This is a genomic window from Mesorhizobium sp. M7A.T.Ca.US.000.02.2.1 (assembly GCF_003996995.1).
Taxonomy (GTDB): domain Bacteria; phylum Pseudomonadota; class Alphaproteobacteria; order Rhizobiales; family Rhizobiaceae; genus Mesorhizobium.
Genome location: NZ_RZTT01000023.1, coordinates 1 through 23469 on the forward strand (window position 1 = coordinate 1; position 23469 = coordinate 23469).

Genomic DNA, 23469 nt, shown 5'->3' on the forward strand with positions numbered 1-23469 from the left:
CCTGCCGGTTCATCTCGGCCGGTTGCTGCTCGCATAATATTTCGTTCGGGGCGCGCGTCTGTCCGCTGGTTCGGGCAGGCGCGCTGGGAGGAAAACATGGCAAAGGTTCCGGTTCAATTCACGCTCAATGGCTCGGAAAAGGCCGAATTCATCGACAGCGGCACGACGCTGCTCCACGCTCTGCGCGACAAGATCGGCGACACCTCGCCGAAAGGCGGCTGCCATCAAGGCACCTGCGGCGCCTGTTCGGTCATCATAGACGGCGAACTCAGGCTCTCCTGCCTGACGCTGGCCGAAACCTGCAATGGGGCGGCCATCAGCACGACTTCAGGGCTTTCGGAAAGCGGCGTGCTGCACCCGCTGCAGCGCGCCTTCCTCGACACCTTCGCCACGCAATGCGGCTTCTGCACGCCGGGCATGATCATGGCGGCCAAGGTGCTGCTCGATCATACGCCCAACCCCAGCCGCGACGAGGTGGTCGAGGCGCTATCGGGCAACATCTGCCGTTGCACCGGCTACGAACCGATCATCAAGGCGGTGCTGACTGCCGCCCGCGCCAATTCGCAGAACGCGGCCTGAGGGGTCCAAAAGAATGGAACTGCGCAAGAACTACTTCGCCGATGTCCGCAAAGATGATCTGCACGAGATCGGCCAACCTCGGCCGCGCTCCGATTCACCCGCCCATGTCACCGGCAAGACCGCCTTTTTCGCCGACCGCAATTTCCCCGGCATGCTGCACCTGAAGATGGTGCGCAGCCCGCATCACCATGCCCGCATCCGCTCGATCGACACCTCGGAAGCGGAAAAGCATCCGGGTGTGGTGAAAATTCTGACCGCCAAGGATGTGCCGCACAATGTCTACACCATCCTGATCCTGATCCAGGTCGGGCCGGAGGACGAGACGGTGCTTGCCGACGGCAAGGTGCGCTGGAAGGGCGAGGCCGTGGTGGCGGTGCTGGCCGAAACCGAGCGCGCCGCGCAAGAGGCGGCCGCCAAGGTCAAGGTCGACTATGAGGTGCTGCCGGCCGTCTTCGACATGGAGGAGGCGCTGAAACCCGGCGCGCCGCTGGTCAACGAATATCACGGCCAGAATTATTACCTCTATGACAGCGGCGAGTGCCGCAAGGTGCGCTTCGGCGATGTCGAGGCGGGCTTCGCCGGCGCCGACCACATATTGGAGGAGAGCTACCAGTCCTCGCCGATCGAGCACGCGCCGACCGAGACCACCGGCTGCGTGGTGGCACCCGAGGGCAATGACCGCTTCACCTGCTACACCAACACGCAGGCGATGTTCTTCACGCTCGACAACACCTCGATCATCCTGCAGATGCCGGGCAGCAAACTGCATTTCGTCGGCGGCACCGTTGGCGGCGGTTTTGGCGGCAAGGTCGACGTCATCGTCGAGCCGATCGCCATCCTCGGCGCAAAATTAACAGGACGACCAGTCTGTTTTATCTACAGCCGCGAGGAGGAGATGCAGATCTCGTCGCCGCGCGCCGCCGAAAAGGTCGTCATCAAGGACGGCGTCATGAAAGACGGCCGCATCGTCGCGCGCAAGGTCACTGGCTACACCGATGCCGGCGCCTATTCGCGCCATTCGCCCTATGGCGCGCAGAAGGGCGCGGGGCACTATCCCGGCCCTTACACCATCCCGAACGTCTGGATCGACACCTACTGCGTCTACACCAACCGCACGCCCTCGTCGGCCATGCGCGGCTTCGGCGTCACTATCGGCGACTTCGCGCTGGAGGTGCAGATGGACAAGCTGGCGCGCCTGATCGGCATGGATCCGCTCGAATTCCGCTTCATCAACGCCTATCGCGACGGCGACATGAAGGCGCACCGCCAGCCGACCGAGGGCGCCGCGCTGATCGAATGCATGCAGGAAGCATCGCGCGCCGCCAACTGGCCGGTGGCGGAAAAGTACATGGCGATGTCATCCTACGTGAAGGGAGCTTGAGATGGCGATCAGGCGTGGACGCGGCGTTGCCGCCATCAACTATCCCACCGGCATGAACCTCGGCGGCGACCCGACGCAGGCGCTGGTGCATTCGACGCCGACCGGCAATTTCATGGTGACGTTGTCATCGGTCGATCTCGGCCAAGGCATGAAGCAGATCATGGCGCAGATCTGCGCCGAGACGATCGGCGTGCCGACCGACCGTGTCGTCGTCGACACCGCCGACACCGACACCGGCCCGCACTGCATGGGCACCTTCGCCTCGCGCGGCACCCACCGCGCCGGCAACGCCGTCATCCAGGCGGCAAGGGAAGCCCGCCAGGTGATGCTGGAAGTGGCGGCCGAGGAGTTGGAGGTGAATGCATCCGACCTCGAGACCGACGGCCAGGGCAACATCCTGGTCAAGGGCGCACCGCAAAAATCGATCTCGATCTTCGATGTCGCGCTGTCGGCACATTTCAAGCGCGGCCGCTCGATATCAGGCCGCGGCATGTTCCTGATCCCGCGCTCCTATCCCGAGAAAGAAACCGGCGCGATGAAGCCGTCGACCTGCTACGCGCATGCCTGCACCGTGGCCGAGGTCGAGGTCGACGACGAAACCGGCGAGGTCACCGTACTGACGGTGAAGAACGTCTTCGAGATCGGCCGCGCGCTGAACCCGAAAATGGTCGAACAGCAGCTGGTCGGCGGTTCGTGGATGGGCATCAGCCATGCGCTCTATGAGACGACCGAGCCCTATTATCCCAACCGCGATCATGGCGGCACCGACTTCAACCAGTATCTGATGCCGGGTCCCGGCGACCTCGCCGAGACCGAGATCATCGTGCTGGAGCGGCCATCGGCGGACGGACCATACGGCGCCAAAGGGCCGGGCGAAATGTGCGCCAACCCACAGATCCCGGCGGTCGCCAATGCCGTCTTCGACGCCGTCGGCGTGCGCATCGACACGCTGCCGATCACGCCGGAGCGCATCCTGCGCGCGCTGAAGGCGCAAGCGGCGAACTGAGGGCCGAAATGACCGGGACAAGCGCCGAGACATCAGCGACCTCGCCGGAGGCGGTGGCGCAGCATCTGGCCGCCTCGCGCTATCTGGCCGATGAAAGCCTTTCGACCGCCATCTTCCTGGCAATCCGGCTGGGCAAGCCGCTGCTGCTCGAAGGCGCGCCGGGCGTCGGCAAGACGGAAGCGGCCAAAGCGATCGCCGAGCTGCTCGGCCGCGATCTGGTGCGGCTGCAATGTTATGAAGGCATCGACGCCGCGCACGCGCTCTACGAATGGAACTACCAGCGCCAACTGCTTGCCATCCGCCATGCCGGCGAGCATGAGATCGACATCTACGACGACCGTTTCCTGATCGCACGACCGCTGCTGCAGGTGCTGAAAGCGCCCGAGCAGCGCGTGCTGCTGGTCGACGAGATCGACCGCTCGGACCACGAATTCGAAGCGCTGCTTTTGGAATTCCTCTCCGACTTCCAGATCAGCATTCCCGAGCGCGGCACCATCCGCGCCGCCGCACAGCCGATCGTCATCCTGACCTCGAACCGCACCCGCGAGCTCGCCGAAGCGCTGCGCCGCCGCTGCGTCTACCACTGGATCGGCTATCCCGACGCCGAGCGCGAGGCCGCCATCATCATGCTGCGCGCCGGCAATGTGGCTGAAGCAACGGCGCGCGCCGTGGCGGCGGCCGTGCAGACCATTCGCGCCCGCCCACTGGCCAAGCCCCCCGGCATCGCCGAGGCCGTCGAATGGGCCAATGCCGCCACCATCCTGGAGAGAGGCGGCAGCCCGTGGCCGGAAGCCTTCCGCCGCGCCATCGGCGTGCTGATCAAGGACGAGGAAGACCTTTCCTACATCGCACCGGAGCTTGGCCGGATCGTCGAGGAGGCGCTGGCGTGACGCGGGAGGTCATTTTGCAATGCTGGCGGGAGAGCGCCCCCCTCTGCCCTGCCGGGCATCTCCCCCTCAAGGGGGTGTTTGGACCGGAGACATCGCGAACAGGTGTGCGAAGACATCGCGAACAGTTTCCCATGCTATCGGCTGATTGCGTTGAGGTCGATGGTTTGGATTTTCTGGTGTCTGAAGTAGACGTCGAAGACACCGTCCTTTTGGGTCGGTCTGAAGGCGACAGTCCTGCCGGCAAAGGCGTTGCAGATCTTGAAGGCGCGTCCGAACAGGGAGGTCGCGCCCTTCTGCTGGATTTTGCGGAGGTGGTCGCCGAGTGCGTATTCGAAGGGCGGCACCGCCTCGCTGAAGTCGCGGCCGGAAGGCCGGTAACGGTCGATCGGCACGGCGCCGCCGATGCCATCGTGCGGTCGTCTGGTGTTGTAGAGCTGGCGCCAGGCATCGAAGGCGCGTTGTGCGATCGACAAGCTGTCGAAGGGTGGTCCCTGCAGCGCCTCGGCCTTGAGGGAGCGATGGAAGCGCTCCTCCTTGCCAAGCGTCTGGGGATGGCAGGGTCTGGAATGACTGATGGCGACGCCGATCTCGATCAGCCAAACACCAAGCGCGGTGAAGTTGTTGCGGCCGCCGTCGCCCCAGGGCGGGCCGTTGTCGGTGGCGATACGCCATGGCAGACCGTAGCGCTGGAAGGCTGCGATGAGCCGCGTCTTGACGGTTTCGGTCGTTTGGTCTGGACAAGCCTCCAGCACCAGCGAGAAGCGCGAATGGTCGTCGAGTACGGTGAGCGGATGCAGCCGCCCCTGGCGCAGCGCCACGTGGCCCTTGAAGTCCATCTGCCACAGATCGTTGGGAGCCTCGTGCTCGAAGCGGATGAAGGGTTGCGTACCGCCGCCCTGCGCACCCAGTTCGACACCGTTGCGGCGCAAGATGCCAGTCACTGTCGAAGGCGCAATCGTGCCACCGCCTTCCCGCTTGAGTACGCCGGCGATCTTGCGGCCGCCCCAGGCTGGGCACTCCTGGCGCAGCGACAACACCGCCGCTTCCAACGCTGGCAGGCTGCGCCGCGGGCTCAACTTCGGCCGCCGCGAACACTCCACAAGCCCGCTCTCGCCGTTCGCTCGAAAGCGCGCGATCAGCTTGTGCCCGCAGGTCCGCCCGATCCTAAAGCGGCGGCACAGCGAACTCACATTCGCCCCCGGCGCCAGCGCCAACCGCACAAATTCTTCCTTCTGGCTCATCACGCTCCTGGCCTCGAATGGCACCTCGAACCTCCCCGCGCAAAGCGCACGAAACTGTTCGCGATGTCTTCGCACACCTGTTCGCGATGTCTCCGGTCCAAACACCCCCTTGAGGGGGAGATGTCCGGCAGGACAGAGGGGGGCAACGCTTGATACCAACCTTCGGCTCTTACCATCTCGCCAATGTTCGCCTTCATCGCTCACTGGCACCAGGCCTTTCCGCGCCCTTCGATGCTGACGGCTTCGGGCTTGCCGACATCGCTGTGGCCGACGGGAAGATTTCCAGCATCACCGCGCATCGCCGATCCGCCGATGCGATTGACCTCGCCGGCCGTATAATCCTGCCATGCTTCGTCGACTGCCACACGCATATCGACAAAGGCCATATCTGGCCGCGGAAACCAAATCCCGATGGCACCTTCATGGGCGCGCTGAATGCCGCCGGAGCCGATCGCGTGGCACGCTGGAGCGCCGAGGATTTGGCGCGGCGGATGGATTTTTCACTGCGCTGCGCCTACGCCCATGGCACCAGGGCGCTGCGCACCCACATCGACAGCGTCGCGCCGCAGGAGGAGATCTCCTGGCCAGTGTTCGAGACGATGCGCGAGGCATGGTGCGGCCGTATCGAATTGCAGGGCGCCTGTTTGCTCGGCATCGAAGGCGTGCGTGACAAAAAGTGGTTCGACAGACTGGCAAAGAGGGTTGCCGCGGCCAAGGGCGTGCTCGGTGTCGTCACCTATATGGTGCCGGACCTGGAAGAACTGCTCGACCATGTCTTCGCGCAAGCCATCAAGCATGGCCTCGATCTCGATTTCCATGCCGACGAGACCGATGATATCTCCGCCATATCGTTGAAGAAGATCGCCGAGGCCGCTCTCTGGAACGGTTTCGAAGGAAAGATCCTCGTCGGCCATTGCTGCTCGCTCGCGCGCCAGCCGGACCTCGATGTGCTCGATACGCTGGACAAAGTGGCGAAGGCCGGGCTCGCCGTCGTCTCGCTGCCGATGTGCAATCTCTATCTGCAGGACCGGCGCGGCGACCAAACCACGCCGCGCTGGCGCGGTGTGACGCTGCTGCACGAGATGAAGGCGAGGGGCATTCCGGTGGCAGTCGCTTCCGACAACACGCGTGATCCCTTCTACGCCTATGGCGATCTCGACATGCTGGAGGTCTACCGCATGGCGACGCGCATCCTGCATTTGGACCATCCGGTCGCCGACTGGCCGCAAGCGGTCACCGCGACGCCGGCCAAGGTGATGCGGCTTGATGGCTTCGGCACGCTTGCCGCCGGCGGCGATGCCGATTTCATCGTGTTCAAAGGCCGAAGCTGGACGGAATTGCTGTCGCGACCCGAATCGGATCGCATCGTGGTGCGCGGCGGCAAGGCGATCGACCGGCAATTGCCCGACTATGCCGAACTCGACGAACTGATGGTGGGATAATGGACGTTTCGGCGCTCAAACGCGATCTTAACGGGCTCAAGGTCGACGACAACCCGGCCATCGTCCAGCAGAAGAGCCGTGACTTCTACTGGTACAGCCCGGTGCTGAAGCAGCAACTGGACCATGTCACCGGCGATCTGATCGTGACGCCGAAGAACGAGGCCGAACTGATACGCGTGCTTGCCGCGTGTCATCGCCATGGTGTGCCGGTGACACCGCGTGGCAGCGGCACCGGCAATTACGGCCAGGCGATGCCGCTCTCCGGCGGCGTCGTGCTCAACCTTGCCGAGATGAACGAGATCAAGTCGATCGCGCCAGGTCGCGTTGTGAGCGGACCGGGGGCGATCCTGGCCGATATCGACAAGGCGACGCGGGCGCATTCCGGGCAGGAGCTGCGGCTGTCGCCCTCCACCTACAACACCGCTTCGATCGGCGGCTTCATCGCCGGCGGTTCGGGCGGCGTCGGCTCGATCAATTTCGGCGGCCTGCGCGATTTCGGCAACGTGCTGCGCCTGCGCGTGGTGACGATGGAAGCCGAGCCGAAAGCGCTCGAACTCACTGGCGAGGATCTGCACAAGGTGACCCACGCTTACGGCACCAACGGCATCATATCGGAGGTCGAGATGCCGCTGACCGCGGCTTATGAATGGATCGATGTCATCGTCGGCTTCGACGCTTTCATGGATGTCGCCCGCTATGGCAATGCGCTGGCATGTCAGGACGGTATCCTGACCAAGCTGATCACGCCGATAGCCGCACCCGTGCCGCAGCTCTATTTCAAGCGGCATCAAAAGTTCCTGAAACAGGGGCAAAGCATTTGCGTCGTCATGGTGGCGCGGCACGGGCTGGACGCTTTCCTGGCCTTCACCCGCCGTGCCGGTGGCGAGGTGATCTACAATGCGGCCACGGCGACGCCGGACGAGAAAAAGGGCCTGCCGCCGGCCTATGAATTGGCCTGGAACCACACCACGCTGAGGGCGCTGCGCGTCGATCCTTCGATTACCTATCTGCAGTCGCTCTATCCCTTTCCCAACCAGCTGGCGCTGGTCGAGAAGATGGACGCGATGTTTCCGGGCGAGGTTTTCTCGCATCTGGAATTCGTGCGGCTGGACGGCAACATCACCTGCTTCGGCCTGCCGCTGGTCAAGTTCACCACCGAGGCGCGGCTCGACGAGATCGTGCGTCTGCATGAAGCGAATGGCTGCCCGATCTTCAACCCGCATCGCTACACGCTGGAAGAGGGCGGCATGAAGCAGACCGACGCGGTGCAGCTTGCCTTCAAGCGCGAAACCGATCCGCAAGGCCTGCTCAACCCCGGCAAGATGATCGCCTGGGAGAACCCGGACTATGACTACCGGTCGGGCCGGACATTCCTTTTCAAGGGGCTGCAGAGGGCAAGCTGATGACCAGCGTGTGGCGCTGCACCCCCCTCTGGCCTGCCGGCCATCTCCCCCTCAAGGGGGGAGATCAGACTGCCGCGCTGCTTTCGCCAACCATCAACGTCGCAGATAGGCAGCAACGCGGAAACCGCCAATCTCCCCCCTTGAGGGGGAGATGCCCGGCAGGGCAGAAGGGGGTGCCTCGCGCTGACCTGCAGGATGTCCTCCGATGAACATCCTCGTCCTTTACGCCCATCCGGTCGAGACCAGCTTCAATGCCGGCCTGCACCGCATGATCGTAGAGCGGCTGACAGCGGCGGGCCATGCGGTGGACGACTGCGATCTCTATGCCGAAGCCTTCGATCCGCGGATGACGCGCCAGGAGCGGCTGGACTACCACAGCCAACGCGGCGCCGCTGACGCTGCCGCGCCTTATGTCGAACGCCTGCTGCGCGCCGATGCGCTGGTGCTTTCCTATCCGGTCTGGAACTATGGCTTTCCAGCGATCCTGAAAGGCTTTTTCGATCGCGTCTTCCTGCCCGGCGTGTCGTTCAAACTGGTCGATGGCAAGGCGCAGCCGTCTCTGCACAACATACGCAAGGTTGCAGCGGTGACCACCTATGGCGGCAGCCGGTTCCGCGCCATGCTGATGGGCGATCCGCCACGCAAGCTGATCAAGCGCATGCTGCGCGCCACCGTAAAACCGGGCGCGCCGGTGAGCTATCTCGCGCACTACGCGATGAACCTGTCTACCGACCAAACGCGCAAGGCTTTCATGACCAAGGTTGCGGCCAGCATGGATGCCTTCTGATGCGCGCGCTGGTGGTTTACTGCCATCCGGTGCCCGAGAGCTTTTGCGCGGCCATCCGCGACACCGCCGTGGACGTGCTGACGCGACGAGGCTGGGAGGTGCGGCTGCTCGACCTCTACGCCGAGAAATTCGATCCGGTGATGGGCTGCGACGAGCGGCGCTCCTACAACGACCAGTCGCCGCAGGACCCGGCACTGAAGCCGCATTTCGAACTGCTCAACTGGGCCGAAGCGATCCTGTTCGTCTATCCGACCTGGTGGTACGGACTGCCGGCGATGCTGAAGGGCTGGCTCGACCGGGTGTGGGCGACGGACGTCGCCTTCAAGCTGCCGGCCGGCAAGGGGCGGATCAAGTCGCTGATGACGCATGTGACCAAGGTCGGTGTCATCACCACCTGCGGCGCGCCGACGTGGTGGAGCGTCGTCGTCGGCCAGCCGGGACGCAAGACCCTGCTGCGCGGCATGCGGGCGCTGTGCGCGACGCGCTGCCGGACGTTTTTCCTGGCGCACTATCTGATGGATGCCTCGACGCCGGCAACGCGGGCGGCGTTTCTGGCGAAGGTGCGGGCGAAGTTGGAGCGGTTTTAGGGAATTAGCGTCCTTCTCCCCGTTTACGGGGAGAAGATGCCGGCAGGCAGATGAGGGGCAGCACGAACATTGCAGAGGTTGGCGCCGCCCCTCATCCGGCCCTTCGGGCCACCTTCTCCCCGTAAACGGGGCGAAGGAAGAGAGTGCTACATCCTCGTCCGCTCCGACTTCGGATCGTACATCGGCTTCAACGACGCTTCCGCCGCAAAACGCTCGCCGGCGATCTCGATCTCATAGGTTGAGGCCAGCAGATCGGCCTCGCTCTCGCCCTCGCAAGGCACATAGCCTAGCCCGACCGCGCAGCCGAGATGATGGCCGTAATTGCCTGAAGTGATCGGGCCGACGATCTTGCCGTCGCGCAGGATCGCCTCGTTGTGGAAGAGCAGGGGCTCTGGATCCTTCAGGCGGAACTGGACGAGCCGGCGTGACAGGCCGGCTTCCTTCTTGCGCAGCACGGCATCGCGGCCGATGAAGTCGCCCTTGGCGGTCTTCACCGCGAAGCCAAGGCCGGCTTCCAGCACATTGTCCTCGTCGGTGATGTCATGGCCGAAATGCCGGAACGCCTTTTCGATGCGGCAGGAATCCAGCGTGTGCAGGCCGCAGAGTTTCAGGCCGAAATCCGCACCTGCCTCCTCGATCGCCTCGAAGACATGGGCCGCCTGATCGGTCGAGACATAGAGTTCCCAGCCGAGTTCGCCGACATAGGTGACGCGGTGGGCGCGGGCCAGGCCCATGCCGATCTCGATTTCCTGGAACGTGCCGAACGGATTTTTATCATTGGAAAAATCGTTGGGGCTGACCTTCTGGATCAGCTTTCTCGCGTCCGGGCCCATCAGGCAGAGCACGCTTTCGGCCGCCGTCACGTCGGTGATGACGACGAACTCGTCGGCGATGTGCTTGCGCAGCCAAGCCAGGTCGCGCTGCAGCGTGGCGCCGGGGACGACGAGGAAGAAAGCCGTTTCCGACAGCCGCGAGATCGTCAGGTCGCTCTCGATGCCGCCGCGCTGGTTGAGCATCTGGGTGTAGACGATCTTGCCCGGGGCGACGTCCATGTCGTTGGCGCATAGTCTTTGCAGGAAGTGCCGAGCGTCGCGGCCCTCGACACGGATCTTGCCGAACGAGGTCATGTCGAACAGGCCGACGCCATTCCTGACCGCGAGGTGTTCTTCGCGCTGGTTGTCGAACCAGTTCTGGCGCTTCCAGGAATAGCGGTATTCGCGCTCCTGGCCCTCGCGTGCGAACCAATTGGCGCGCTCCCAACCGGCGACTTCGCCGAAAACGGCGCCGCGCGCCTTCAGATGCTCGTGCAGCGGCGAACGCCTGACATTCCTCGAGGTCGCCATCTGGCGGTAGGGGAAATGGTCGGCATAGAGCAGGCCGAGCGTTTCGGAGACGCGCTCCTTGAGGTAGCGGCGGTTCTTCTGGAACGGCTGTGCGCGGCGGATGTCGACTTCCCACAGGTCGAAGGGGGCTTCGCCATCGTTGATCCACTGCGCCAGCGCCATGCCGGCGCCTCCGGATGAGACGATGCCGATCGAATTGTAGCCGGTCGCCATCCAGTAGCCGGCCAGTTCCGGCGCCTCGCCGAGATAGTAGCGGTCGTCGGGCGTAAAACTCTCAGGACCATTGAAGAAGGTGTGGATGCCGGCGGTCGCCAGCATCGGCATGCGGTTGACGCCCATTTCGAGGATCGGCTCGAAATGCTCCATGTCCTCAGGCAGTTGGTCGAAGCAGAAATCCTCGCTTATGCCGTCCATGCCCCACGGCTTGGCCACCGGCTCGAAGGCGCCCAGCATCATCTTGCCGGCGTCTTCCTTGTAGTAGGCGCACTCATCGGGCACGCGCAGCACCGGCAGACGGGTGAGGCCGGGGATCGGTTCGGTGACGAGGTAAAAATGCTCGCAGGCGTGCAGCGGGATGGTGACGCCGTTCTGCGCTCCCAGTTCGCGGGCCCACATGCCGGCGCAGTTGACGACGATGTCGGCTTCGATCGTGCCTTGCTCTTCGCCTTGCGCCCAGGACACGCCGCTGACTCGGCCGGCCCTGCTATGGACCTTGGTGACCTTGACATTCTCGACGATGGTGGCGCCGCGCTGGCGGGCGCCCTTGGCCAGGGCCATGGCGATATTGGCGGGGTCGCACTGGCCGTCGAGCGGCAGATGCACGGCGCCGACGACATCGGAAACATTGAGATGCGGGTACATCTCGCTGACTTCCCTGGGCGAAATCTCGCGGACATCGACATCGAAGGCACGCGCCAGCGATGCTTGCCTGTAGATCTCGTGCTTGCGCTCCTCGGTCAGCGCCACGGTGATCGAACCGACCTGGCGCATGCCGGTGCCGACCTCGGTCTCGGCTTCCAGCTTGACGTAGAGGTCGGCGGAATATTTCGCCAGCCGCGTCATGTTCTGCGAGCCGCGCAGCTGGCCGATCAGGCCGGCGGCATGCCATGTCGTGCCCGACGTCAGCTGTTTGCGTTCGAGAAGCACGATATCGGTCCAGCCAAGCTTGGCCAGGTGATAGGCGACCGAACAGCCGGAAACGCCGCCGCCGATGATGACCGCCCTTGCTTTGGCGGGAACTGCCTTGGCGGTCATGCTGCCTCGCGACGGTAGCTGGAAGCAAAGCGGCGCAGACGAAGTGCAGCTTCCTGCAGCACCGGTTCGGGCTGGCAGAGACTGATGCGAATGTGGCCGGCGGCCGCCTCGCCGAAGCTGGAGCCGGGCATGACGCCGACCTTTTCCTTGTCGAGCAGGGCCCAGGCGAATTTCTCATCGTCCGGTTCGACGGCCGAGATGTCGAGCATGACATACATGCCGCCCTCCGAACCGCGCACGGTCACGTCGTTCATGCCCCGCACGGCGTCGAGCAAGACGGTGCGGCGTGCCGCGTAACGTTCGGCGATCTCCTTGACGCCGTAACGGTTCTCCAGCGCCTCCGAACAAGCGATCGAAATGAAGGCCGGCAGGCCGTAGGTCGTCACCAGATTGAGATTGATCATGAGCGTGATCATCTCCTCCGGTCCCGTCAGCCAGCCCATGCGCCAGCCGGTCATGCCGTGGCTTTTGGACATCGAATTGATGACCAGCGTGCGCTCGGCCATCCCTGGCAGCGAGCGCGGCGAGACGTGCTCGCCGCCGCCGAGCGTCCAGTAGACTTCGTCCGACAGCAGCCAGAGGTCGTGCTCCCGGCAGACTTCTGCCAACTGCTCCAGCCGCTCGCGCGAGTAGACCGCACCGGTCGGATTGTTCGGCGTGTTGATCAGGATGGCGCGCGTGTTCGGCCGGATTGCCGCGCGGATCATGTCGGCACGTGGCTGGAAGCCATCCTCGGCCGGTGTCTCGACGACTGTGAAGTCAGCGCCCGCGGCGCTGAACGTGTTGGGATAGGTGGCGTAGTAGGGCGCCACGACGATGGCGTGGTCGCCCTGGTCGAGCACGCCCTGCACAGCCGCGTAGAGTGCGGCCTGTCCGCCCGGCGTGGCGATCACCTGATCCGGCGACGTCTCGACGCCGGTGCAGGCGCTCGAGGCCGCCGCCATCGCCTTGCGCAGGCGCGGCAGGCCGGGAAGCGGGGTGTAGTGGTGATTGCTGCCGCGAACCGCGGTCACACAGGCTTCGATCGTCTGCGAAGGCGTGTCGAAATCATGGTCGCCGACCGACAGCATGATGATGTCTTCGCCGGCCTCCTTGCGCGTCCAGGCGGCGAAATGGACTTCCCAGCCGTCCTTGCCCGAAGGCACGATGCCGGAAATGCGCGATGATGGTCTAGGCATGCAAAACTCCCGAAATTTCGTAGCCGGCCTGTTCGAGCCGGTCGCGCAGAGCGGCGATGTGCGGAGGTCCGACTTCGCAGCAGCCGCCAACGATGCTTGCCCCAGCCTCGACCCAGCCGATCGCCTGGTCGGCATATGCATCCGGGCCAAGGTCGTGACGGGCGTGCAGCACATCGACGGTGCCGCCGTGCTTGAGCGCTCCGGTTGACGTGAAACCGTTGGCGTAGGCGCCGACCGGGCCGCCGAGGCCGATCAGTTCAGGCAAAGCCGCGGCGATTGCTTCCGGCCGGCAGCAATTGACCAGCCGCGCGGCGACTGCCAGGCCGTCGAGCGCGCTTGCCGCGGTGGCTATTGCTTCGCCGCTGCGCAGCCGCGGCTTGCCGTGGTCGGCCAGCGTCCACGACACCCATACCGGCTTGCCGCTTTCCGATGCCGCGGTGACCGCCGCGCGGGCTTCGTCCGCCGACGCCATGGTTTCACACAGGAACAGGTCGACGCCATCGGCCTGCTCGGCAACGATGCGGCGGTAAATATCGAGCGTGTCCTCGAAGGAAATGGTCAGTGCCGGTGCATAGCTGCCGAAAAGCGGCGACAGGCAACCGGCGATGGCTGCATCGCCGGCCTCGTCGCGGGCCTGCCTGGCCAATTCGATGCCGCGCTTCTGCAATGGCTTGAAGAGGTCTTGCGCACCTTCACGCGCCAGGCGTTCGGGCGTTGCCGAATAGGTGTTGATGGTGATCACGCGGGCGCCGGCGCGGATGAATTCCGCGTGCAGGTCGCGCACCAGATCAGGTTCGTCGATCAGCACCCTGGCCGACCATAGCGGCGTCGGCTCGGATTTGCTGCGACGGACCAGTTCCTGGCCCATGCCGCCATCGGTGAGGATGATTTTCTTCATGCTCGCAGCCTTTCATTCTTCGGATCCCACAGCGGTTCATCCTTCTGCACGATCGCCTGAAAGCGGTCACCGAAGATTTCGACCTCGACTGATGTGCCTGGCTCGGCCAGATCGGCGCGCAGCATGCCGAGCGCGATCGATTTGTCGACCCGGTGGCCCCAGCCGCCGGACGTCGTCTCGCCGACGATCTTGCCGTCATGCCACAGCGTCGACACTGAAGGGGCGTCGCAGTCGCCCGGGTTCTCTATAACCAGCGTGACGAAGCGCTTCTTCACGCCTTGCTGCTTTTCGTTCTGGAGTGCAGTCTTGCCACGGAAATCGGGCTTGTCCCATTTGACGAAGCGCTCCAGCCCGCCCTGCAGGATCGAATAGTCGGTCGACAGGTCGCCCTTCCAGGTGCGGTAGCCTTTTTCAAGCCTGAGCGAATCCAACGCATACATGCCGAATGGCTTCAGCCCATGCTGCTGGCCAGCCGCGCAGATGGCATCAAAGATCGCGGCGGTGTCGTCCACCCTTGTGTGGATTTCCCAGCCGAGCTCCCCGGCGAAGGAGACGCGCACAAGCTTCGCCCAGCGGCCGGCGATCTTGGTTTCCTGATGCGTCAGCCATGGCAAAGTGAGGTCGGCTTCGCAGACATCGGCGAGGATTTTCCGCGAGTTGGGGCCGGCCAGGATCTGGGTCGAGAATTCCTCGGTCCGATCGATCAGCTTGAACGGCGCATCCTTGGGCATGCGCGACTTCAGCCATTCGAAATCATGCCACTGCGCGACCGCCGCGGTGATCAGCGTCATCAGGTTGTCGTCGTGACGCACCACGGACATTTCGGTGACGATGCGGCCTTTGTCGTCGGCGAAATAGACGAGACCGATGCGGCCTGGCTTCGGCACCAGCCCGGTGACCTGCAGGCTCAGCCATTCGGCGGCACCGGGACCGTCGAGGTTGAAGCGCGAGAAGCCCGGCAGGTCCAAAATGCCAGCGGCGTCGCGCACGGCCAGGCATTCCTCGCGCACGCGATGATGCCACGGTCCGTCGCGGCGGAAGGTCAGCGTGGCTTCCTCGGAAATGTCATCGCCGTCTTGTGCGTACCAGGTGGCCCGCTCCCAGCCATTATAGGCGTCGAAGCGGCCGCCGAGCGCCTTGATGCGATCATGGATCGGCGACAGCTTGCGGTCGCGGCCTTCCGGCCAGGCATGGCGCGGGAACTGGATGGCATACTCGTTGCCGTAGATCTCCATGCCCTTGGCGACGCAATAGTCCGGCGCCGAGGCAAAGGAGGTGAAGCGGCGCGGGTCGCACGACCACATATCCCATTCGGTCTGGCCCTCTGTCACCCATTCGGCCAGCACCTTGCCGGCGCCGCCACCCTGGGCAATGCCGAAGGTGAAGACGCAGGCCTCGAAGGCATTGGGAACGCCGGGCATCGGGCCGATCAGCGGATTGCCGTCCGGCGTGTAGGGGATCGGCCCGTTGATGACCTTGGACAGGCCGGCGGTGCCAAGGATCGGCACGCGGGCGACGGCATCGGCCAGATAATGTTCCAGCCGGTCGAGGTCGTCGGGGAACAATTGAAAGGAAAAATCCTCCGGCATCGGGTCGTTGTGGCTGGCCCAATGCGCGCGGCAATTGCGCTCATAGGGGCCGAGATTCATGCCGTTCTTCTCCTGGCGCAGATAGTAGGAGGTGTCGACGTCGCGCAGCAGCGGCAGTTTCTTGCCCTGTTCCTTCGACCATGCCGCCAGCTCGGGGATCTCCTCGAACAAAATGTACTGATGGCTCATCACCATCATCGGCACGTCGCGGCCGAACATCCGGCCGACTTCGGCGGCGCGGTAGCCGGCGGCATTGACGACGATCTCGCAGCGGATCTCACCTTGCGCCGTCTCGACCACCCACTCGTCGTTCTCGCGGCGCACGCCTGTGACCGGGCAGAAGCGGATGATCTTCGCGCCCATGTCGCGCGCGCCCTTGGCCAGCGCCTGGGTGAGCTGCGCCGGATCGATGTCGCCGTCGCTCGGGTCGTAGAGCGCGCCTTTCAAATCATGCGTCTCGATGAAGGGATAGCGGCGCTGGATCTCGTCGACGCCGACAATGTCGATGTCCATACCCTGGTAGCGGCCCATGCCCTTGGCGCGCTGAAATTCTTGCATGCGCTCTTTCGTGTGGGCAAGGCGCAGCGAGCCGGTGACGTGATAGTTCATGGGATAGTCGACCGCGTCGGCCAGGCCGCGATAAAGCTCGGTCGAATAGCGCTGCATGTTCATCAGCGACCAGGACGAGGAGAAAGTCGGCACGTTGCCGGCGGCATGCCAGGTCGAGCCCGAAGTCAGCTCGTTCTTTTCCAAGAGCACGCAGTCGGTCCAGCCCGCCTTGGCGAGATGATAGAGCGAGGAGGTGCCGACAGCACCGCCTCCGATGATCACCACGCGCGCCGTGCTCGGCAAACCCGCCATGTTTTTCTCCAAACTTGAACTCAATAGACGGGTGGCGAAACCACCCAGATGACAATTGCAGGCTCCGCGCCCGGATTGCGCCAGCGGTAGGACTTGCCTTCGAAGCGAAAGGAGTCGCCCTCGCCAAGCCGATGCCAGACACCTCCGATCTCGATGTCGAACAGCCCGGATGCGACGTATCCAGCTTCCTCGGTCGGCCGCTGCGCCTCGGCCTTCAGTTCCGCGCCCGGCGCGAAGACCGAACGCACCATCTCGAAGCTACCGCCGAGATCGGGCGACAGAAGCTCCTCCACCAGGCCGGATTCGCTTGTGCCAAGCGTGCGGCGTCTGCCAGCGCGCACGACCACGCCGCGCTCGCTTTCGACAGGTACGTCATGGCTGAAGAACAGGCTGATCGGCACGCCGAACAGTTCGGCGAAGGCTCGGAGGTCACCGAGCGATGGCGTCGACAGACCGCGCTCGACCTGGCTGACCCAGCCGACCGAACGGCCAAGCTTCGAGCCGATCTCGGCGAGTGTCAGCCCGCGCGCCTTGCGCAGGGCCCTGATATCGCCGGCCAGCACGCGTTCGTCAGGTACCTGCAATGTTCTAGCGGTAGTCGAAGGCAAAGCGCTCACTTTATGAAAAAATCTGGCCAAATTTCATGAGAAGTCAAGCTCATGAAAAAATCAAGTAGATTTTCACGGATGCACAAGATTTGCTTGCGCGATTTTGACGGTTCATGCAAAGGCTCCGCCGAGAGCGGCGAGTGGGGACGTCCGATCGAGACAAAGGGTAAGGGACGGCCCATGCTGGAAAATAACCCCCGAATTGCGGGCGATGCCGAGATTGTCGACGAGGCGATCCTGTCGCGCCGTTCGGTGCGCGCATTCCTGCCCGACATGGTCGACGACGAAACCATCCGCGCCATTCTGGTGGTTGCGGCGCGTGCCCCATCCGGCACCAACATGCAGCCATGGAAGGTCTATGTCACCAAGGGCGAGAGCAAGCAGCGGATATCAGACGCCATTCTCAATTCCGGCATTCGCGCTGAAAAAGCTGATTGGGACGAGTACCGGTATTATCCCACGCAGTTCTTCGAGCCGTATCTGACCCGCCGCCGCGCCAACGGTTTCGGCCTCTATGGCGCGCTCGGGATCGGTCGTCGCGAGGTCGACAAGATGCGCGCCCAGCACGACCGCAACTTCGTCTTCTTCGACGCCCCGGTCGGCATGATCTTCACCATCGACCGCCGCCTCAACCAGGGTTCATGGATCGACTACGGCATGTTCCTGCAGAACATCATGGTCGCAGCTAGGGGCAGGGGTCTGCACACCTGTCCGCAGGCGGCCTTCGCGCCCTATCACCGGCAGATCAGGCCGGTGCTCGACATTCCGGACGAAGAGATCGTCGTCTGCGGCATGGCGCTTGGTTATGAAGATACGTCAAAACCTGAAAACGCCTTCCGCACCGACCGCGTGCCGCTGGAAGAGTGGGTCACGTTCAGCGAATAAGCCAGCCAGCCTCATTCGGTATTCATCTGTGCGCCGTGGCCGCTGACATGGGCACCGTCCTGTGGCGTCAGCTTGAGGTAGGCAAGCAGCGCGCAGAGCGTGATGATGCCCTCGATGACGAACAGGATGCGGAAATCGTCGGCGACGGCTGGACCGCCGCCGGCCAGAAATGACAATACCGCCGCAGCCAGGCCGACGCTGATCGCCACCGCCAGCTGCCATAATATGTAATAGAGCGCGCTGAAGCGGGCGAGCTGCTCGGGCGCGATGTCGGAATAGGCGAGATTGCCGGTCGAGGCCCATTGCGCGGAGCGGAAGACGCCGAAGACGAAGATGTAGGTCAGCACGATCCACACCGGCGTCGTCGCCTGCATCAAGGCGAAGCCGGCGACCATCACGGCGACGATCGGGGTGTTGTAGACCAGCACGCGGCGAAAGCCGAAACGGTTGAGGACACGCGGCATGAAGAAGCGCATGGCCACGGAGCCGACCGCGGCGACGAAGGTCAGCGATCCCGCCTGCACCGCGCTCATGCCGAAGCCGAGCTGGAACATCAAGGGCAGCAGGAACACCACCGAGCTGAGGCCGATCGTGTCCAGCCCGCCGCCGGTGAGGAACGAAATGCGGAAGGTACGGATGCGCAACAGCTTGAGATCGAGCAGCGGATTGCGCACGCGCAGGCAGTAGAACGAGGCGATGGTCAGGATGACCAGCGCCAGCGCCAGTTCGGCGGCGATGATGCCGCCCGCGGCATCCTTGGCAGCAAGCGAATCCATGCCGAAGACCAGCAGGACCATGCCGCTGCCGACCAGCAGGAAGCCCGGAAAATCGAACGGCGTACGCACGGGCTTGGTCATCGTCGGAAACAGCGAGGCGGCAAGAATTGCCGCCGCCAGCGCGAACGGCACGTTGATGAAGAAGATCCAGCGCCAGGAAATGTAGGTGGTCAGCGCGCCCCCGACGAGCGGACCGACCAACGGTCCGGACTGGCCAGCCAGCGAGATGTACATGTTGATCTTCAGCGTTCGGCTGCGCGGAAAGGTCGACAGGATGACGACCTGGCCGAGTGTGCCCATCAAGGCGCCGCCAAAGCCTTGCAGCGCACGCGCACCAACCAGCATCCAGATGTTGTCGGACAGTCCGCAGAGCGCCGACGAGGCGGCGAACACCAGCAAGGCAAAACAGTAGACATTGCGCAGTCCGAAGCGGTCGGCGGCCCAGCCGCCAAGCGGCATCGAGATGATCAGGCTGGCGACATAGACGGTAATCAAGAGGCCGAGCTGGCTGGGCGGACGGCCGAGACTTTCGCTGATGCCCGGCAGCGCGGTCACCACGACATTCTGATCGAGGCTGGTCATGAACACGCCGCAGGCAACCGTCAGCGGCAGCAGGAGCAGGGCTCTGGCCGGCACATCGGCGCGATCCGTGGCGCCGGCGGATAGTTCTGCGGTCATGGAGATGTTCGAACCAAACGAATGTGCCGACTCTTGACGAAGGGATTTCATATCCCTCGGGCCGGTTGGGCGGCCACGTTTTCGCACCATGGGCGCCGGCAGCCTGATTCTCTAGCGGCAGAGGCGGCTGGCGTTGATGCCAGATGTGGGAAACGAGGCCATCCGGCCGCGCCGCCTACTGCACCTCGTAGCCGACTTCCTCGCTGGCGTGACAGAGCGCCTTCCAGAACGAGCGTGCGAACGAGCGGAAGACATAGATGTCGAACTGGTCGGCGCTGGTGCGCTGGATCTGGGCGAAGATGTCGTGATGGGTGGTCGAACGGCCGGCGCCGACCGGAAAGGCCGGCAGCGCGAAGTCGATGGCGAAGAATTTCGCCAGCACCCATTCGGCCTTCGGCCCGGCAATGCGAATGGCGATGCGGCCGTGCGAGAGGTCGGTCACGGTGCCAATGGCGGGGGTCACCACTTTGGCAAAGGCCGCAGCCAGGCCTTCGGCTTCATCGGCGACGGTGAACTTTCCCGGCGCGAAGCCGAACACCGATTTCACGCCGTCGCTCAAGCCGCCGCCGGCGCCATCGGGCAGGGCAAGCCCGGTGACGGTGCGGATGGCTGCTATCAGCTTCTTCTCCTCGCCGGGCCACGCGGCGAGCTGCACGATCGAGCCTGGCCTTGTCTCGGTCAGGATGATCTCGACGCCGTGCTCGAAATTGCCGTGCGAGCCGACATGGAATTCAGGCTCAAGCGGCGACAAGGGTTCGGGTGATTGGCGCTCAACCATGCATGCGGCTCCCGTCCGGATCGAAGAAGTGGTTGGAGACGATCTCGACCGGTCCGAACCGGTTGCGCAGGGGATCGGAGACATGAGCGCGCGTGCCCTGCCGTGCCTTGCCGCCCTTGACCAGCGCCAGCGCGATATGCCTGCCGAGCGCCGGTGAATAGCAGCAGGCGGTGATGTGACCGATCGAGCCGTGCGGATTGGCCTCGTCAACCTCCTCGACGATGTGCGCGCCGCCATTGAACGGTAGGTTGTCGAGGGCGATCAGGCCGACCAGTTCCAGGCGGTCCGACGCGATCAGGCCTTCGCGGTCCATCATCGCCGAGCCGATGAACGGCTTCTTCTTCGACAGCATCCAGTCGAGATGCAGGTCGCGCGCCGTGGTGCGGCCGTCGATCTCGGCGCCGGTGACATGGCCTTTTTCGATGCGCATCGTGCCCAGCGCCTCGAGCCCGTAGGTGACCAGCCCGAACGGCTTGCCTGCTTCAACAAGCGCTTCCCAGACATGGGCGCCGTGGCCGGCGCCGGAATAGACTTCGAACGCCATTTCACCCGAGAAGGACAGCCGGCAGATCATCACCGGCACGCCTGATAGCTCGCCACGTACGATGCCCATGAAAGGCAAGGTCGCGTTGTCGACCGATGTGCCGGTGACACAGGCGGCGAGGATCTGCCTGGCCTTCGGCCCGCCGATCGCGGCCCCCGCCCATTCGTCGGTCACCGAGGTGACGTGGACTTTCAGCTCCGGCCAGATCACGTCGAGGAAATATTCCAGATGCTGCATCACCTTGCCGGCATTGGCGGTGGTGGTGGTCATCAGGAAGTCCTGCTCGCCGAGCCGCCAGGTGGTGCCGTCGTCGAAGGCCAGGCCGTCCTCGCGCAGCATTAGCCCGTAGCGTGCCTTGCCGACGGCCAGCGTCGAAAACATGTTGGTGTAGACACGGTCGAGGAATGCGGCGGCGTCGGGGCCCTGCACGGCAATCTTGCCCAGTGTCGAGACATCGACGATCCCTGCGCTTTCGCGCGTCGCCTTGGCTTCGCGCACATAGGCCTGCTCGACCGTCTCTCCGGCATGGCCGTAGATCATCGGGCGATACCAGAGGCCGGCGGAATACATCGTCGCGCTATTGGCCAGATGCCAGTCATGCATCGGGGTCAATCGTTCGGGCTTGAGATCGCCAAAACGTTCCGCCGCCAGCGAGCCGATCGACACCGGCGCAAAGGGCGGCCGGAAGCGCGTCGTGCCGACTTCGGGGATGGGCTTGCCCAGCGCTTCGGCCATGATGGCAAGGCCGGGCACGTTGGAGCTCTTGCCCTGGTCGGTCGCCATGCCGAGCGTGGTGTAGCGCTTCAGATGCTCGACCGAGACGAAGCCTTCCCGGTGCGCCAGCCGCACGTCCTCTGCCGTCACGTCGTGCTGGAAGTCGACAAAGCTCTTGCCCTTGGCCCTGATCTCGAACACCGGCGCGGGATCGGGATCGCCGGGCACGGCTTCCACCACCGGCAATACAGAAGGCGCGCTGGGGCCACCGGCTGCGGCAAGGCCCGCGGCGCGGCCTTCGGCGATGGCTTCGGCGGTGGAGAAACTGCCGGTGAAGGCGCCGGCACCGATCCAGCTCTGTGTTGGCTTCGGCGGCAGGAAGGCCTGCCGCGCGGCATTCCATTCCGCCTTGGCGCCGGCCTGGCTGGCCAGATGGATGGTCGGCGACCAGCCGCCGGACATCAGCAGGCAATCGGCGTGGATACTGCGGGCATCACCTATGAGTGCGCCATTGGCCATATCGAAGCGTTGCAGTTTGAGGCCGGACAGTGCCTTTCCGCCTTCGGTGGCGACGACGGCATGGCCAGCGAAGATCTCGGCCTCGGCTTCCGCAGCCAGCTTGCGGATCTCCGGCGAAAGTTCAGGCCTGACATCGGCGATGGCGACGACCGCGGCACCGGCCTTCTTCAAGGCGACGGCCGCCCGATAGGCGCTGTCATTGTTGGTGAACAGCGCGATCCGCTCGCCCGGCAGCACGCCGAATTCGTTGGCATAGCGCTCGGCTGCATGCGCCAGCATCACGCCTGGCCGGTCATTGCCGGGGAATACGAGCGGCCGCTCGAACGCACCGGTGGCCAGGACCACGGATTTGGCACGGATCGCCCAATAGCGATGGCGCGGCTCGCCCTTGCCTGGCTGATCCTTGTGATCGCTGACCCGTTCCAGCGCGGCAAGCGTGTTGTTGTCGTAATAACCCCACACCGTGGTGCGCGGTAGAAGCCGGACATTGTCGCGGCCTGCGAGCTGGGCGACCGCGCGCCGCGCCCAGTCGGCGGCAGGCGCGCCATCGATGCTTTCCTCGGACCAGTTGGCCGAACCACCGAAAAGCGGCTCGAGATCGGCCAACATGACGCGCGCTCCCTGATCGGCGGCGGTCCTGGCGGCCATCAGGCCGGCCGGGCCGGAGCCGACCACCAGCACGTCGCAAAAGGCGTTCATGCGCTCATAGCGGGCCGGGTCTTTCGCCGTTCCGGCGCTGCCGAGACCGGCTGCGCGGCGGATGAAGTGTTCGCAGAACATCCAGAAGCGCGTGCCTTTGAGCGGACCGAACACCGGTCCCATGAAGGTCTTGTAGTAGAACCCGGCCGACAGGATATTGCCGCCGAGCTGGTTGACGGCGTTGATGTCCCAGGCAAGCGAGGGAAAGCGGTTCTGGCTGATGGCAACCAGGCCGTCATGGATTTCGACCATGGTCGCCGGAATGTTGGGCTCGCGAACCTCGCCCTTCAGCACCGTCACCAGCGCGTTGGGTTCCTCGACGCCGGCAGTCAGCAGGCCGCGCGGGCGGTGGTATTTGAACGAACGTCCGTAAAGCGTGACGCCCTTGGCCAGCAGCGCCGACGCCAGCGTGTCGCCGGCATGGCCGGTGTAGGCCGTGCCGTCGAAGGTGAAGCGGATGGTTTTCAGCCGGTCGATGCGGCCGCCGGTATCGGCGCGGCGCGGGCTCATGCCTTGTCCTCCGCCTTGCGGCGCGCGGCGGAGCCATGATCGCCGCGCCCTTGATGATCACCGCGCACAAAGGCAACGCTGGAAATCTCATGCGTCAGCGTGTTGCGCACGACGCGCAGATGCGCGCGGCAACCGCCGGAATGCTGCCATATCTCGTTGTGGTCGCCGGCCGGGTTCAGCCGGTCATAGACATAGGCATTCCACGCCTCGAAATTCTGGGAGGCGGAGTCGGGACGCTCACGATTGCCGTCACCCTGATAGGTGAACTCGATGACGTCACGCGGGCCGCAATAGGGGCAAGTGATCAACATTGGACTCT

Annotated in this window: 19 protein-coding genes; 9 read left to right on the plus strand and 10 right to left on the minus strand. The window is 64.2% G+C overall.

What is annotated here, in order from left to right:
• Nucleotides 1-96 precede the first annotated feature (96 nt).
• From EOD15_RS04020 to EOD15_RS04035, 4 genes are read left to right on the plus strand one after another with little or no spacing between them, the layout of a single operon-like run.
• Entirely contained in the window at nucleotides 97-579 is a 483-nt protein-coding gene (locus EOD15_RS04020; protein ID WP_127321789.1) for a (2Fe-2S)-binding protein, read from the plus strand.
• A 13-nt stretch (nucleotides 580-592) separates the two neighbouring features.
• A complete protein-coding gene (locus EOD15_RS37185; protein ID WP_127321788.1) occupies nucleotides 593-1960 on the plus strand; it encodes a xanthine dehydrogenase family protein molybdopterin-binding subunit in 1368 nt (455 codons plus the stop codon).
• Between the two features lies 1 nt (nucleotide 1961).
• A complete protein-coding gene (locus EOD15_RS37190) occupies nucleotides 1962-2966 on the plus strand; it encodes a molybdopterin cofactor-binding domain-containing protein (RefSeq protein WP_023756899.1) in 1005 nt (334 codons plus the stop codon).
• 8 nt (nucleotides 2967-2974) lie between these two features.
• Entirely contained in the window at nucleotides 2975-3856 is an 882-nt protein-coding gene (locus tag EOD15_RS04035) for a MoxR family ATPase (protein ID WP_127408308.1), read from the plus strand.
• Nucleotides 3857-3990: 134 nt separating this feature from the next.
• On the opposite strand, the gene EOD15_RS04040 is transcribed toward EOD15_RS04035, so the two are convergent.
• Nucleotides 3991-5097, minus strand: a complete 1107-nt coding sequence (locus EOD15_RS04040; RefSeq protein ID WP_127408309.1) for an IS481 family transposase — start codon at nucleotides 5095-5097, stop codon at nucleotides 3991-3993.
• A gap of 149 nt (nucleotides 5098-5246) precedes the next feature.
• Here EOD15_RS04040 and EOD15_RS04045 point away from each other — a divergent pair, with 149 nt between their 5' ends.
• The 4 genes from EOD15_RS04045 to EOD15_RS04060 all read left to right on the plus strand — a co-directional run bounded on the left by EOD15_RS04045 (nucleotide 5247) and on the right by EOD15_RS04060 (nucleotide 9316).
• The gene (locus tag EOD15_RS04045) at nucleotides 5247-6539 is read left to right on the plus strand and encodes a cytosine deaminase (RefSeq protein WP_127408310.1); all 1293 of its coding nucleotides are present in this window, start codon (nucleotides 5247-5249) and stop codon (nucleotides 6537-6539) included.
• The gene (locus EOD15_RS04050) at nucleotides 6539-7942 is read left to right on the plus strand and encodes an FAD-binding oxidoreductase (protein ID WP_127322286.1); all 1404 of its coding nucleotides are present in this window, start codon (nucleotides 6539-6541) and stop codon (nucleotides 7940-7942) included. Before EOD15_RS04045 ends, EOD15_RS04050 begins: the two co-directional genes overlap by 1 nt.
• Nucleotides 7943-8147: 205 nt before the next feature.
• Entirely contained in the window at nucleotides 8148-8729 is a 582-nt protein-coding gene (locus EOD15_RS04055) for an NAD(P)H-dependent oxidoreductase (protein ID WP_127322285.1), read from the plus strand.
• Nucleotides 8729-9316, plus strand: coding sequence for an NAD(P)H-dependent oxidoreductase (locus tag EOD15_RS04060; protein WP_127322284.1), 588 nt, complete (start codon nucleotides 8729-8731; stop codon nucleotides 9314-9316). Before EOD15_RS04055 ends, EOD15_RS04060 begins: the two co-directional genes overlap by 1 nt.
• Before the next feature lie 146 nt (nucleotides 9317-9462).
• On the opposite strand, the gene EOD15_RS04065 is transcribed toward EOD15_RS04060, so the two are convergent.
• Genes EOD15_RS04065 through EOD15_RS04085 form a run of 5 tightly spaced genes read right to left on the minus strand, consistent with a single transcriptional unit; the run spans nucleotide 9463 to nucleotide 17023 of the window.
• Nucleotides 9463-11913 (minus strand): FAD-dependent oxidoreductase, encoded by a 2451-nt coding sequence (locus EOD15_RS04065; RefSeq protein ID WP_127408311.1) that lies wholly within the window; start codon nucleotides 11911-11913, stop codon nucleotides 9463-9465.
• The gene (locus EOD15_RS04070) at nucleotides 11910-13091 is read right to left on the minus strand and encodes a pyridoxal phosphate-dependent aminotransferase (protein WP_027034771.1); all 1182 of its coding nucleotides are present in this window, start codon (nucleotides 13089-13091) and stop codon (nucleotides 11910-11912) included. Before EOD15_RS04070 ends, EOD15_RS04065 begins: the two co-directional genes overlap by 4 nt.
• On the minus strand, nucleotides 13084-13989 hold the full coding sequence (locus tag EOD15_RS04075) for a homocysteine S-methyltransferase family protein (protein WP_127322956.1): 906 nt from the start codon (nucleotides 13987-13989) through the stop codon (nucleotides 13084-13086). The genes EOD15_RS04070 and EOD15_RS04075 overlap by 8 nt, the downstream gene beginning before the upstream one ends.
• Nucleotides 13986-16439 (minus strand): FAD-dependent oxidoreductase, encoded by a 2454-nt coding sequence (locus EOD15_RS04080; RefSeq protein ID WP_127408312.1) that lies wholly within the window; start codon nucleotides 16437-16439, stop codon nucleotides 13986-13988. Before EOD15_RS04080 ends, EOD15_RS04075 begins: the two co-directional genes overlap by 4 nt.
• A 20-nt stretch (nucleotides 16440-16459) precedes the next feature.
• On the minus strand, nucleotides 16460-17023 hold the full coding sequence (locus EOD15_RS04085) for an XRE family transcriptional regulator (RefSeq protein ID WP_127408313.1): 564 nt from the start codon (nucleotides 17021-17023) through the stop codon (nucleotides 16460-16462).
• A gap of 204 nt (nucleotides 17024-17227) precedes the next feature.
• On the opposite strand from EOD15_RS04085, the gene EOD15_RS04090 reads away from it, so the two are divergent.
• Nucleotides 17228-17932 (plus strand): nitroreductase, encoded by a 705-nt coding sequence (locus tag EOD15_RS04090; RefSeq protein ID WP_164761914.1) that lies wholly within the window; start codon nucleotides 17228-17230, stop codon nucleotides 17930-17932.
• Between the two features lie 11 nt (nucleotides 17933-17943).
• Here the strand turns inward: EOD15_RS04090 and EOD15_RS04095 are convergent, their stop codons facing one another.
• The 4 genes from EOD15_RS04095 to EOD15_RS04110 form a co-directional block, all read right to left on the minus strand.
• Entirely contained in the window at nucleotides 17944-19386 is a 1443-nt protein-coding gene (locus EOD15_RS04095; RefSeq protein WP_127321911.1) for an MFS transporter, read from the minus strand.
• Nucleotides 19387-19561: 175 nt separating this feature from the next.
• The gene (locus EOD15_RS04100) at nucleotides 19562-20164 is read right to left on the minus strand and encodes a sarcosine oxidase subunit gamma (RefSeq protein WP_127408314.1); all 603 of its coding nucleotides are present in this window, start codon (nucleotides 20162-20164) and stop codon (nucleotides 19562-19564) included.
• Entirely contained in the window at nucleotides 20157-23150 is a 2994-nt protein-coding gene (locus tag EOD15_RS04105; RefSeq protein WP_127408315.1) for a sarcosine oxidase subunit alpha, read from the minus strand. The genes EOD15_RS04100 and EOD15_RS04105 overlap by 8 nt, the downstream gene beginning before the upstream one ends.
• Nucleotides 23147-23461 carry a sarcosine oxidase subunit delta gene (locus EOD15_RS04110; RefSeq protein WP_127269175.1) on the minus strand — a complete coding sequence of 105 codons (315 nt, stop codon included), beginning with the start codon at nucleotides 23459-23461 and terminating at the stop codon, nucleotides 23147-23149. The genes EOD15_RS04105 and EOD15_RS04110 overlap by 4 nt, the downstream gene beginning before the upstream one ends.
• Nucleotides 23462-23469 lie beyond the last annotated feature (8 nt).